The organism is Clostridium chromiireducens (genome assembly GCF_003575225.1).
Taxonomy (GTDB): domain Bacteria; phylum Bacillota; class Clostridia; order Clostridiales; family Clostridiaceae; genus Clostridium; species Clostridium chromiireducens.
The window spans coordinates 63,632-77,630 of sequence record NZ_QXDJ01000009.1; the positions used below are offsets into that span (position 1 = coordinate 63,632).

Annotated in this window: 10 protein-coding genes and 1 pseudogene; 1 reads left to right on the plus strand and 10 read right to left on the minus strand. The window is 30.2% G+C overall.

Going from position 1 to position 13,999, the window contains the following annotated elements; translation table 11 throughout:
* Positions 1 to 4: 4 nt before the first annotated feature.
* From D2A34_RS24625 to D2A34_RS24635, 3 genes and pseudogenes are all read right to left on the minus strand, one after another.
* Positions 5 to 907, minus strand: coding sequence for a sugar ABC transporter permease (locus tag D2A34_RS24625; RefSeq protein ID WP_119368191.1), 903 nt, complete (start codon positions 905 to 907; stop codon positions 5 to 7).
* Positions 907 to 1,855, minus strand: a pseudogene (locus D2A34_RS24630) (carbohydrate ABC transporter permease). The gene D2A34_RS24625 and the pseudogene D2A34_RS24630 overlap by 1 nt, the downstream one beginning before the upstream one ends.
* 102 nt (positions 1,856 to 1,957) lie before the next feature.
* On the minus strand, positions 1,958 to 3,181 hold the full coding sequence (locus D2A34_RS24635; RefSeq protein ID WP_119368192.1) for a sugar ABC transporter substrate-binding protein: 1,224 nt from the start codon (positions 3,179 to 3,181) through the stop codon (positions 1,958 to 1,960).
* Between the two features lie 203 nt (positions 3,182 to 3,384).
* Here D2A34_RS24635 and D2A34_RS24640 point away from each other — a divergent pair, with 203 nt between their 5' ends.
* Positions 3,385 to 4,065 carry a helix-turn-helix domain-containing protein gene (locus tag D2A34_RS24640; protein ID WP_119368193.1) on the plus strand — a complete coding sequence of 227 codons (681 nt, stop codon included), beginning with the start codon at positions 3,385 to 3,387 and terminating at the stop codon, positions 4,063 to 4,065.
* 63 nt (positions 4,066 to 4,128) lie between these two features.
* On the opposite strand, the gene D2A34_RS24645 is transcribed toward D2A34_RS24640, so the two are convergent.
* The 7 genes from D2A34_RS24645 to D2A34_RS24675 all read right to left on the minus strand — a co-directional run bounded on the left by D2A34_RS24645 (position 4,129) and on the right by D2A34_RS24675 (position 13,870).
* The gene (locus D2A34_RS24645) at positions 4,129 to 4,932 is read right to left on the minus strand and encodes a response regulator transcription factor (RefSeq protein WP_119368194.1); all 804 of its coding nucleotides are present in this window, start codon (positions 4,930 to 4,932) and stop codon (positions 4,129 to 4,131) included.
* 43 nt (positions 4,933 to 4,975) lie between these two features.
* Entirely contained in the window at positions 4,976 to 6,736 is a 1,761-nt protein-coding gene (locus D2A34_RS24650) for a sensor histidine kinase (protein WP_119368195.1), read from the minus strand.
* A 14-nt stretch (positions 6,737 to 6,750) separates the two neighbouring features.
* Positions 6,751 to 7,905: an extracellular solute-binding protein gene (locus D2A34_RS24655; protein WP_242965981.1), complete on the minus strand. Its 1,155-nt coding sequence runs from the start codon at positions 7,903 to 7,905 to the stop codon at positions 6,751 to 6,753.
* Between the two features lie 364 nt (positions 7,906 to 8,269).
* Positions 8,270 to 9,982, minus strand: coding sequence for a methyl-accepting chemotaxis protein (locus D2A34_RS24660; RefSeq protein WP_119368196.1), 1,713 nt, complete (start codon positions 9,980 to 9,982; stop codon positions 8,270 to 8,272).
* Between the two features lie 214 nt (positions 9,983 to 10,196).
* On the minus strand, positions 10,197 to 11,222 hold the full coding sequence (locus D2A34_RS24665; RefSeq protein WP_079438101.1) for a sugar ABC transporter substrate-binding protein: 1,026 nt from the start codon (positions 11,220 to 11,222) through the stop codon (positions 10,197 to 10,199).
* A 136-nt stretch (positions 11,223 to 11,358) separates the two neighbouring features.
* On the minus strand, positions 11,359 to 12,375 hold the full coding sequence (locus D2A34_RS24670; protein ID WP_079438102.1) for an ABC transporter permease: 1,017 nt from the start codon (positions 12,373 to 12,375) through the stop codon (positions 11,359 to 11,361).
* A complete protein-coding gene (locus tag D2A34_RS24675; RefSeq protein ID WP_079438103.1) occupies positions 12,359 to 13,870 on the minus strand; it encodes a sugar ABC transporter ATP-binding protein in 1,512 nt (503 codons plus the stop codon). The genes D2A34_RS24670 and D2A34_RS24675 overlap by 17 nt, the downstream gene beginning before the upstream one ends.
* Positions 13,871 to 13,999: the final 129 nt, after the last annotated feature.

Sequence of the window (13,999 nt, forward strand, 5' to 3'; positions counted from 1 at the left end):
TGTTCTACTCTTTTACTGCTCCTGAAACCAAACCCTTAGAAATAAACTTTTGAATAGCTACAAAAAGTATTGCAAGGGGAACAGAAATCATTATAGAACAAGCAGAATACATAGGCCAGTCTGTTAACTTTCCTGCTGTAAATGACTTTAACCCTATTACTAATGTTTTTAAATCTTTATCTTTAAGCAGCGATGCCGAAAATACAAACTCTCCATAAACCGCAATAAATGAGAAGAAAAAGATTACCACAGACATGGACTTAGTTAATGGTAAAATTATTTTGGTAAATATCTGCCACACAGTAGCCCCATCAACTTTTGCAGCTTCATCTAATTCTTTAGGAAGCCCATCCATATATCCTTTCATGAGCCAAATATTATAAGCACTTCCTGCACAAAGTATTAATGATAAAAATATTAGATTGTCCATTCCAAAAGGTAGTCTATATGCAACTGCTAATATTGCTGGCACACTCATTATTGTAGGAAACATTTGAAGTATTAATAATAGCATTAAACCCTTTTTTCTACCTATAAATTTTAATCTAGAAAATGCAAACGCCGCTGGTAATGTCATTGCTAATTGAATAATTGATACTAATACTGCCACAAATGTAGTATTAACCATCCACTTAACAAAACCAATATTATCACTTAATGCTTTTTGGTAATTTTCAAAAGTTATAGCTGTTGGAATAAGATTTTTTTGCATAAAACTTGTCCCTGTTGAAAGAGATGCTGCTATTATAGCGACTATAGGAAATATTATTATTAATATAGATGCTATTAGAAATAATCTTTTCCCCCATAACTCTATACACTCTCGCTTAGTCATCCTCTTTCTATATGTTAATCTTTCTTCTGATATAGACAATTGTTTATTTATACTTACATTAACTTCTGCCATTAGTTCTCCACCTCTTTAAATTGTCCTGATATCTTCATATTAATTATTGATAAAGTCCCTATTATTACAAATAATAATATGGACATTGCGGCTCCAAGACCAAAGTTCCCTTTATCCACTGACATTTTAAAAGTCGCAGAACCAATATCCAGCGAAGGATGAGCCCGCTTTTGATGGTCCTCCCTCTGTTAGTAGATAAGCAGAGTTAAAATTATTAAAATTGAATGCAAAATTGGCTATCAAAAGCGGATATGATACGTTTGCCAATGATGGAAGTGTTATACTTACAAATTTTCCCCATCTACCTGCCCCATCAATGTCTGCTGCTTCATAATATGTATCAGGTATTGCTGCCAATGCCCCAATACATACATTCATCATATAAGGGAATCCAAGCCATAAATTAACTAGGATCACAGCTACCCTCGATGCCATAGGGCTTGTTAGCCATAAAATCGGATCATGTAATAAGTTAAATTGCATTAAAATGCTGTTTATAGCACCATATTGACTATTAAACAACCCTTTAAATGAAATTATTGTTATAGCTCCTGGTAATGCCCACGGGATCACTAGGAGCCCTTTATAAATGAAAGCTTCCTTCATATTCTTATCCGCTAGAGCCATAGCAAATATAAGTCCTATAATAAAAGCCCCCAAAGTAGATACTACTGTAAAGAAGAGCGTCCACCCAAGCAGCGGAAAAAACTCAGCTTTTAGAGGGCCTGTTAATACTTGTTGAAATTGATATAATCCAACTACTTTCCATCCATTAGCAGTTCCATAACCATGATTCTGATTTTTTAATGTATAATTAGTAAATGCTATAAATATTGTATATAGCATTGGTAACACACTTAATATGGTTATGCTTATTATAGCTGGCGAAAGATATCTGTAGCTTTGTATGCTATCTTTTAATGTAATTCCCCTTCTTGCTTTAGCCATATTCTCACCCTCTTTTATTATTTTTATGAATACTATTCCAAGCCTAGTTTAAAAGATAATTTATTCATGAAAGTCAAACATAAGCTTGGAATCTTTTTCACTCTAATTTTTGCTAGCCTGAATTCCATCCTTAACTGCTTTTTCTATATCTTTAGCTACTGCCTCTGGATTTTCTCCACTTAATATCCTTGTCATATTCTCCATTGGTTTCCACACTGATTCAATTTCAGGTACATTAGGAATTGGTACAGCTGAATTTGTTTGCGCTATAAATCCTTGTGTAAATTCATTGTTCTTTATTTCATCTTTATTCAATTCCACCTTAAGTACTGGAATTCTATTGCCTATTTTATATAGTCTCTCTCCAGTATTATTAGCTAAATACTTCATTAAGCTCCATGCTTCATCTTGTACTGGCGATTTACTGCTTACGAATCCGGCTTGTACACCCATAAATGTTTTTGCCTCTGTTCCATTTATTTGGGGAATCTTCACCACTCCAAAGTTTACACCGGCATCTTTAAAACCACTAATGTCCCAAGGTCCCCCTATATAAAATATTGCATCTCCTGTTTTAAACGAGCTATTTGCGATATCTGCAGTTATATCTGCTGGCATCAATTTATCCTTTTGAACTAAATCCTGTAAAAATTTATAAGCTTTTATTGCTCCGTCATTTGCAAGTCCTATATCCTCTACTTTTATATTTCCTTTGTCTCCTCCAAATATATACCCACCATATGACTGAACAAAAGCTGCGCCATAATAGAACTCATTCATTGAAAATTGAAAACCTGATGGACCATATGCTTTTGCTTGCTTTACTAAATCTTCAATTGTTTTAGGTACTTCTTTAACTTTATCTTTGTTGTAGAATAAAGCATAAGTCTCCATAGATAACGGAACACCATATGCTTTTCCATCATAAGATACAGCATCCCAGACAGCACTATTTACATACTCTTCTTTATTTGCAAAATCTTTTGGAACTTCTGAAAGTAATCCGGCCTGCTGAAATGTTCCTAAGTTATTATGAGTTATACCAAAAACTAAGTCGGGTCCTTTTGATGAATTTGCTGCTTGCAGAAAGGACTGAAACGGTGAATTATCCTTAATTACCTTTACCTTTTTTCCATTTTCTTTTGCCCATTCTTGCGCAATCTTATCTAATTCCTCAACCTCATTGTCCATTAAATATGACCAAACCACTATTTCCTTGCTATCTTTCTCAGCGGAAACCGCAGATGACTTTCCACATCCAGCAAGCATAGATAGAGAGCAAATACCTGCAACGAGCATAGTAGTAATTCTTAATTTTTTTCGCATCTTAACCCCTCCAGATTATTATCTAAAATAGAATACATTGTTAAACGATTGCAACCATTACAGGTTTATTATATCAACTTTATATTTAACAATTGGTTTTAAATTGACCTTTTTTATTTCTAGGTACCCAAATTTCTATATTTTAGTATATAATTTGATTAATATATAAACTTAGCTATTATTTTATTAGGAGGTATATTTTCATGTATGACGCATATGATTCTGATAGTTATTTTTTTAGTAATGAAATTACTTTTTTAATGGAACAAAAGGATAAACAAGCAATTCTTGACATAATTGAGCAGAAACATAAAGATGAGAATAAAGAATTTATCCCAATATCAACTAAAAAAAATGATTTAATGATTTGGAATGTCATATTTGCTAGAGAAATAATTAAACAAGGTACATCTAAGCAGTTTATTCATACTTTGTATAATAAATATTATAGAACAATTCAGACCTTAAATAGCTTAGAACTCCTTCAAAAATTAGAAATTAATATTGCCACATCATATCTTGATATATTAATTAATTTTGTTGAAGTTACTGACAATTTTATTATAAATAAGGTTATTGGCTTTTTATATATACGTTTGGAAGATCACTTAAGTCTTAAGGAAATATCTGACGAGTTAAAAGTTTCTGTCGGATATATCTCTAGGTGCTTCAAGAAGAACATGGGTATATCAATAATGACTTACTTTAAAAATATAAAAATAGACAGGGCTAAAACTTTGCTGAAAAACACTGATAAGACCATACTCGAAATTTCAGCACAACTTAGTTTTTGTGACCAAGGAAACTTCTCAAAAGCCTTTAAAATCGTAGTAGGAATGACTCCAATGGATTATAGGAACACTTATTATTTAAAAGAGAAATAATAAATAAAAAAGTGTCTATATTAACTAATGCTCATTAATTAACAGACACTTTTATTTACATATTCATGATTTTTGTTTTTTATACTCTTTAATCGATAAACCAGTACACTTTTTAAACCAGTTACTAAAATAGTTCGGATCATCAATACCAATCTTTTTTGAGATTTCATAAGCTTTTGCATTTGGGTTCTTAAGCATTTCAATAGCTATTTTTACTTTGGCGTTTACAATATACTCCGAAAAAGTCTCATCAGTTTTTTCTTTAAAAATCCGGCTTAAGTAGCTTGGATTAACATAAAAATATTCAGCAACCAACTTTAAAGATAAATCCCTATTAGATATATTTTTCACTATAAATTTCTTAATTTGTTCTATATTCAAATTTTTATCATCTGTTTCACTAGTATCATTTAAATTTATTATATTGTTAAACGCAACCATCTTTTCTTTAATATCTTTGTATTCTTTTTTCTTTAAATATTCATTTTGGATCTCATCTTTTAGCTTTAAAACCGAATTCCTCAATTCATCTTCATCTATAGGCTTAAGTATAAAATCACTTACACCAATCTTTATACTTCTTTTAGCATATTCAAATTCATTATAACCTGTTATAACAATAACCTTTATATCTGGATATTTCTCCAATATACTCTTACTCATATCCAATCCATCTGTTACAGGCATGTTTATATCTGTTAAAATAATATCTGGCTTTTGTTTATTTATGAGATTTAATCCTTCAACTGCATTAGAAGCTTCAGCAACAATCTCCATGCCAATTTCATCCCAATCAATGCAATTTTTTATTAGGTCTCTTATAAGATGTTCATCATCAATTATCATAACTTTAATAATGTTATCCATAAATTAATTCACTTCCTTTAGAATATTCATCAGGGAACTTAATCTATCTTGAAACTCTAGGCATCTTGATTGTTATTTTAGTTCCAACATCTTTCTTGCTTTCAACAATAAATTCATGTTCATATCCATAGAATACTCTTAACCTTTCCTTTGTGGTTCTTACTCCAATGCCAGTAGTCATATTCTCATTTATATTTCTAACTTGTGATTCATCCATGCCAATTCCGTTATCTTCTAAAGTCAATATAACTTTTTCTTGCTCCTGAAAAGTTGATATTCTTATCTTTCCTTTATCTTCGCTGCTTCGAATACCATGATAAATAGCATTTTCAACCAATGGCTGTAATACTAACTTTATTATCTTAAAATCATCGCATCTAGGATCTAAGTCATATTCAACCTCAAACATATCTTCATATCTTATTTTTTGAATAATTAGATAGCTTTTTACTGTATTTATTTCTTCTTTTACTGTAATAATATCTTTTCCATTATTCAAACTTGTTCTATAGAATTTACCTAAAGCTTTTATCATTTCATATATTGTTTTATTTTTTCCGAGTAGAGCTAAAGAATTAATAGTATCAAAAGTATTATATAGAAAGTGAGGCTTTATTTGTGACATTAATAAATTTAATTCATTTTGTCTTTTTATCTTCTCATCTTTACGTATTTTATCTAGAAGTAAATTAATTTGAGAAATTGCAATATTATATCCTTTTTTTAATTCTCCTACTTCATCATTGTACGTTTTTATGTTAACAATATTAAATTCACCACTTTCAATCCCCTTCATTGATTCACTGAGTTTCTTTAAAGGCATTGTAATAAATTTAGATATTACTATAGATCCAATAATAATTAATAGAAAATTTATGATACTAAAACATAAAAGAAAATAATTAGTATATTTAGTTTGCTGTGGCGATTGGTTGTATTCTGCTACAGTTGTCAAATTCCAGTTATAGTCCGAATTTTTAAGGTTTGATATTATATAATCCTTATCTTCTATTCTTTCCTCTAAGAAAAACACTTTTGATTTAGACTCATTATAATTTTTTATTTCTCTTAGTATTTTAGAATCAGCCTCTGACCCTGTTATTAATTCATCTTTATCATTCTTTATAATCAATCGTGTTCCGTATTGGTTATTTAATTTCAGACTTAAATTATAGAACGCATTCTCATTCATGTTTATAATTATTAAACCAATCTTTTCGCCAGTATTTATATCATTTATTTCTCTTATGAGTGATACATAGTTATTACCATTGCCCTCAAAAAATCCTCCACCGTTTAATCTTAATATATATTTACCTTTACCCTCTAATAATTCATTATACCATTCAGAATTTTTAATCTTCTCAATCTGAAAATCCTTATAAAAAACATTTTCCGAATAATACTTATTTCCGTAATTATCCAATACATATATCGAAGATATATTAGAACTGAAATTCGTGAATTGTATTAGATAATTACTAATATTATCATCGACACTTCCTTCTTTCTGAATTTTCTTTAATGTATTTTGGACGTTATCACTTGATATAATCATCTTTGAAACGTTATTAACATTATCAATTATCATGCTAGTATTAGTTTCTGCGCTTTCTAAAACTTCAACCGAACTTTGTTTCATCTTCTCTATATTATAAATAGAATTTATTTTCTTATATGCAAATGTAAGTATGACTGTTGAAAGCACAAAAATTATTGAAAAATATACAATAATCTTTATACTTATTTTTGAATTTAAATATTTATCCTTCAAATTCTTTAATATAAACAATTTATTATACATTTAATCATACCTCATCATTCTATATTCACCATGTCTTTGGTAAAGTCTTCAGGACTTATTTGTCCTTTAAATAACTGACTAACTAATTCTTTCTCTTTGTTTCCTTTTTCCTCTCCCAAGTAAATATCACCATACAAGCTATATGATGCATTCTCTGTTAACTTCTCTAATTTTTTAGATAACTTATTTACATTGCTCGTATCACCGGTGTATTTCCATGCTGGAAGTCCAGAACCAAATTCGAAATATCTTTTTGATATTCTTTCGGCTATAAATTTTGCCGCATCAACAGCTTCTTTTTTATATTTTGTATTATTACTTACCATTAAGTGATCCACTGCTCCACCTAAAAATTCTCTATCATTACCTTTTCCGTCTTTAACTATCGGAAATTTCTTAACGATTACATTGTCCTTTATAGATGGATCCATATTTCCTATCTCACCGATGAACCAGTTTCCTGTATAGTACATAGGAATTTTTCCTTGTTTAAATAAAATCTCAGATTCATCTCTTGTAAGCTCCATACTTGATTCATTAAAAGCTTTTAAATCCATTAATTCCTTTAATTTATATGCAGCTTTTAATATTGTGTCACTTTTATTTGCACCTATATGAGAATCACCAGCTCCGCCTATTCCTCCTTCTCGTAACGCTAAGATATCATAATATAGAATTCCTGTCCAATTATCTTTTTCTCCCACTAAAAGGGGTGCTATACCTTTATTTCTAAAAGCTTTTACTGCATTTAAAAATTCATCATAATTGTCTGGTATTTTAATATTTGCTTCTGAAAAAAGCTTTGTATTGCAATAAAACGTTCCAACTGATAAGGTCATTGGTAATCCATATATGTTGTTATCATAAGTTACATTGTCAAGCATATCTTTATTAATCTTATCTTTTGTATCCTTATCTATATATTCATTTAGATTTAATACCTTTCCTGACTCTATAAATGGCTTACTAAAACCGCCCCCCCAAGAATAAAATATATCAGGCAGTTCATTTACAGCAAATGCTGTCTTTATTTTTGCTTTATACCGCTCATTTTCTACCGCCTCAATCTTAATTTGGACATTAGGATTAGCTTTATTCCATTCTTCCACCGTATCCTGAATTATCCTTCCATTAGCATCCATTTTGGTTTGTGACCATATGTGCCACATGGTTAATGTTATCTTTTCTTTATTCTCTGTGCTATTTGCGTTATCTAAAGAGCAACCGTTGAGACTAATTAAAAATATTAAAATTATAGGAAATAAAATTACTTTTTTAATAATTATCCCTCCCAAAGAAACTTATAATTAGATAGATAATAGTCAAGCAATCCATAACTTTACTACGATATCATCTAGTTTCCTCATTCATATTTAATAAACCTTTTTCTATATTCTTCTACATTCAAGTTTTCCTTATTTAACTATATCTGTATTAGGCTTTTCCTGCAAGCCTTCCAATTCTTCTTCAATTACAAATATACTTTCTATTTTACTAAAACAAAACTTCCTCTCTTAACACAACACAACTCAACTAAATATTAAACTTATTAATAACTTCATTTAGTCTTAAAGTTAATTCACTCTGATTCTGTGCATTAACCGAAATTTGCTCTACTTCATGGGTTACTTCATTTATACTATTTAATATTTCACTAGAATTATTTTTGGATTTCTCTATATTAGTTGAAAATTCTATCATGGCACTACTTACATTATGAATATTTGTATTTATTGCTTTTACCATAGTTGAAATTTCTTCGGACATCTCATTGATAAATTTAGCATCATTTTCATAACTTTTACTTGATTCTATCATAAACTCATAATCAGATTTCACATTTTGTTCTATATAATTTAAAATTCCTTTTGAATTCTCCGATAAATATTCAAAAACATTTTTTATTTCTTCCACACTTCCATGAATACCACTTACTGTAGCAATAGACTCTTCTGCTAGTTTTCCTACTTCATCTGCAACAACTGAGAAACCTTTTCCCATTTCTCCCGCTCTCGCTGCCTCTATTCTTGCATTTAAGGCTAAAAGATTGGTTTCAGAAGCAATACTTACTATAGATTCACTTAAACCTTCTATTTCTTTAACTACCTTTCCTCTCTCTATAGCCTCTTTAATTTTTTTATTTTTCTCTACATATATCTCTCCAGATAGTTGTATTGAGGCCTCGCTTTTTTCCATCATTTTACTTGATTTCATTTTTATATCTATTGATTTTTTAACCTCTCGATTTACTATTTCGGCTAAATTGTTCATATTTTCATTAATTTTTTTGATATATAAAACAAATTCCTCAGTTGATGAATTCGTTTGCTCAGCTCCTGTTGCTATCTCATCTGTAGCTTCATTTATAAAGGAAAGCTTTGAACTAATTTCCTGAACAGATGCAGCTAATTCTTCAGAAGATGCCGATAGTTCTGTTGAATTATCTAAAATGATCCTTATGAGTTCCCTTACATTTCGCAATGCTATATTAAGAGCACCTGCCGTTTGAGCAAATTCATCTTTCCCCTTAAGTATAATTTCCTCAGAAAAATTATACTTCGCAAGGTTATTAGCATAATTTTTTATTTTCTTTAATGACACTATTATATTTCTAGTCATTAAATATCCTAAAGCCACAGTAAGAATCAATCCCGTTATTATAAAAGTTGTTATTTGCATCTCTACCTTGCTGTATAAATCATCATTATCAATATTTTCATTCTTAGCTTTAATTGAACTATATTCCAATAATTTAGTTAGTGATGCTGCAACCTTACTTCGTGATACTGCTAATTTTCGATAATCTAATATAGCTTCGTCATAATTATTTTCTTTCACAAACTTTAGCAATGAATCGCTTTTCTCTTTATAATCTTTATAAACTTCATTATAATTAGAAAGCTCATTCTTTTGATAATCATCTAAATTTAATTCACCATATTTCTCTATTAATAAATTTCCTTGTTCAAATCCCTTGAAAATATCATCATTTAATTTTTTCATCATTAATTCATCTCTATCATAAATTAGACTTAATATATTATTATTTATTTCTAACGAATTTTCATTTAATCTATGTAAAATATCTGTAGATACAAGATCAGTATCATACATATCATTTGAAGCATTATTAATTTTACTTAAACTCTTCAGCCCTATGATTCCTACCGATGCAATAATTATAAATAATAGTGTGTATGAAAATATTAATCTTTTCCCTACACTAAAATTGCTCCAAAACTTCATCTACTAAACCTCCTATCAAATCTAGCTTAAAGCTTGTTTTTCATGTGTATCTCAAATTACTTATAAATTAGTCCCGATCACTAATTAATCTGCATATTAATTTAAATAGCAAGAAAAGGGATAACTCAATTTGAAAATATACTAAAGTAAATTTGAATACATTAATCATTTGAGTTATCCCTTATTAATTTTGAATTTTACGTGTATTTAATTATTATTTAGTTTCTGTTGTAAATTGCTTTTGCTTTTCTTTTCCGTATTCAACAACTTTATCTGCAGTTATCCATTTAACTGGCACTGGATAAACACCATCAACTTTTTCACCCTTTATTTTCTTATCTAAAGTATCTATTATAGTTTTACCTATTGCATAAGAATCTTGGTCAACGATTCCTGATATTAAATTAGTACTTACACCATTTTCCCAAGTTGGAGTATAGTCAAATCCAAAGTGATATATGCTTCCAGCTTTGCCTTGAGATTTTATAGCTTCCATTACACCTGTATCTGGCCCTTCTGATCCTAATGAGAATACAGCTACCATATCAGAATTTGAAGTTATTTGTCCTTCTAATTGTCTTTTTGATTCTGCCGATTGGTCATTATCTTGAATTGGTTCTAACCACTCAAAGTTCTTAGCATCTGCTCCCATTACCTTTTCAAAACCAGCTTTTATTCCTTCTTGTCTATATGTCATAGTTGTTTGAGTTAAGTTTACTGCTGCCATTGCAATTTTACCTTTTGTGATGCCTTTTTCTTTTAAAGATTTAGCACCATTTTCTCCAAGCTGCTCTCCAGCAAGCTTATTATCTGTTCCTATATAAGATGTTCTATTTTCTTTTGTTTTTACGTCAGCATCAAAAGTTACTACTGGAATTCCTTTATCATTTGCTTCTTTAACTTTTTTATCAAACATATCTGGATCCATTGGAGCAATAGCTATTCCTGCTGCTTTATTCTTTATAGCCTCATCAAGGAATCCTATATGCTTTTCGTTCTTTTGTGTCTCATTAGGTGGCGATGTTTTAACTATTAATTCATATCCTAAAGCCTTAGCCTCATCTTCAGCTGCTTTCTTCATTGGAGACCAATAAGCTCCTGTATCAACTATCGGAATAAAGTAAATAACCTTTTTTCCACTTGTACTTGCTGTTCCCTCAGTTTGTGTTTTTGTTCCACACCCAGCTAAGCTACCAACAATAAATACTGTTGATAATAAAGCAATAATTTTCTTCTTCATAAAATTTTTCCCCTTCCGTAATTCCAATTTTTTTAGATATGTTGTTTTGGTATATTTTATATAGCTTAATCCATTAATTTCTTAAATCATTAACCTCTTAGAATCTATTGAATTAAGCTTAAATAACACTTGATAATTAGCTTTTTTTCTTAAATAAACTTCCTTTTCTGTAGAAGTCAACAACTATTGCAAGTACAATAACAGCTCCTGTTACAGCTTGTTGTAAGAATGAGTTGATTCCAAGGATAGCTAATCCACTTTGGAATACTTGTATAGTAAATATTCCTACCATAGCTCCTCCGATTGTTCCTACTCCTCCGCCGAATTGTACTCCACCCATGATTGCACCAGCCATTGCAAATAAATCTGGACCATTTATTTCACTTGGAGCACCAACGTTTATACTTGACATTAGTAAGATACCAGCTATTGCAGCCAAAATCCCTTCTATTGCATACACTTTTATAACGTGCTTATTTACGTTTATTCCTGATAGTCTTCCTGCTTCTTTGTTTGATCCCACTACGTAGCAGTATCTACCGAATCTTGTATTTTTCATTAAATAAGCCATAACAATAACTATTAGGATAAATACTATAGTGTTAGTATGTATTATTGATATACCTACTTCTGTATTAGACATATTATAAAACCAATCTGGAACTCCTTTAATATAAATTCCATTTGTGAAGAATAATATTAACCCTCTTATAAGGTAGCTTGTACCCATGGTAAGTATAAAAGATTCTAATTTAAATTTTGTAATTAGGAATCCATTAAATAATCCCCAAAGTGCACCTACCAATAATCCTGCTAGTAAAGAAACTGGTATACTAACTCCCTTTACAGCTAAATAAGCTACTGTACATCCTGAAAATGCAGCTATTGCACCTATTGAAAGATCAACACCTCCAGTTATTATTACCATAGTAATTGCAACTGTCAGAATTCCTACTGTAGGAATCTGCCTTAAGAAATTGGACATATTTGCTGCCCCTAAAAAGTCAGGACTTGCAATTGAGAATGTTAAAATAAGTACTACAAGCACTAGATAAATTGAATACTTTAGAAATAAGTTTTTAATATTAAACCCTTCCATTTTTGTCTTAGTACCTTCCTCTTGAACAACTTTATTATTAATTGTTTGGTTCATCTTTATTAATCCCTCCAAGCGTAGCTAATTTCATTATCTTTTCTTGTGTCGCTTCTTCTCTGCTAAGTTCTCCCGTAAGTTTTCCTTCACACATAACATATATTCTATCCGACATACCTAATAATTCTGGTAATTCAGAAGAAACCATAATAACTACTTTGCCTTTTCTAACTAAATCATTCATTATATGATATATCTCAGCTTTAGTACCTACATCTATTCCTTTAGTTGGTTCATCAAAAATAAATATCTCTGAATCCGTGTTTAACCACTTAGCTAGTATTAATTTCTGCTGGTTTCCACCTGATAATGTTCCTGCCATAACATCAAGATTTGCTGTTTTAATCTCAAGTGCTTCCTTAAATCTTTCTCCAGTCTCTCTTAACTTTTTATGATTTAATACAAAATCTTTTAAGTTAGTTAGAGTTATATTATCAAGAACACTCATTACTAGTGATAATCCTTGGCTTTTTCTATCCTCTGTTAAAAAGCAGATTCCATTATTGATTGCATCCATAGGTGAATTAATCTTAACTTCTTTCCCATTGATCGCTATCTTACCTTCGCTTATTTTATCTGCACCAAATACAAGTCTCATAAGTTCTGTTCTACCTGAACCCACTAAACCAGCTAGTCCTAAAATTTCACCTTTTCTTGCTTTTAAGCTAACATTTTTAACTCTGTCAGCATAATCACTAATGCCTTCAACTTCTAAAACGTATTCTTTAGGTTCAAAGATCTCCTTAGGAAATAGCTCAGTTAAATCTCTTCCTACCATCATATTTATAAGTCTTTCTTGAGTTATTCCTTCTAGTTCACAACTTTCAATATAAGTACCATCTCTTAAAACAGTCGCTCTGTCACAAATATCAAAAACCTCTTTTAATCTATGTGATATATATATTGCTGCTACTCCTTCATTTTTTAGGGTTTTTATAACTTTAAAAAGGTTTTCAACATCTTTCTGAGATAACGATGTTGTTGGTTCGTCAAAAATAATTATCTTTGAATTTAAACTTATTGCTTTCGCTATTTCCACCATTTGCTTTTTTGCTGTTGGTAGTTGCATAACCAAGTCAGTAGCGTTTATATCTATCCCTAATTTTTGTATTATAGAATCTGTGTCTTCATGTAGTTTTTTATAGTCAACAATACCTAAGGTTTCATTTTTATATGGAAGTCTTCCCATATAAACGTTTTCCGCAACCGTCAATGTCTCTGCTAGATTTAATTCTTGATGAACAAATCCAATACCTAATTGTGCAGCTTTAGTCGGATTAATAACTCCACAATCAACTCCTTCAACAAATATTTGACCTTCATCCTGCGTATGAACTCCCCCAAGTATTTTCATTAAAGTTGATTTTCCAGCACCGTTTTCTCCCAATAAAGCATGTACTTCACCTTTTTTAATTTCCAGCTGCGCTCCCTTAAGAGCATAAACTCCTGGAAATCTTTTATGTATGTTCTTCATTTCTAAAAATACATTACTCAAGTTCTAACCACCTCAACTTTCTTAATTACTAATCGTTTTCATGATTTATTTTACAATAATGCGGGGACTAATTATATGTAATATCTTTACCTCTACATTTGATATCTTTACTTTTTAAACTAATTTTAA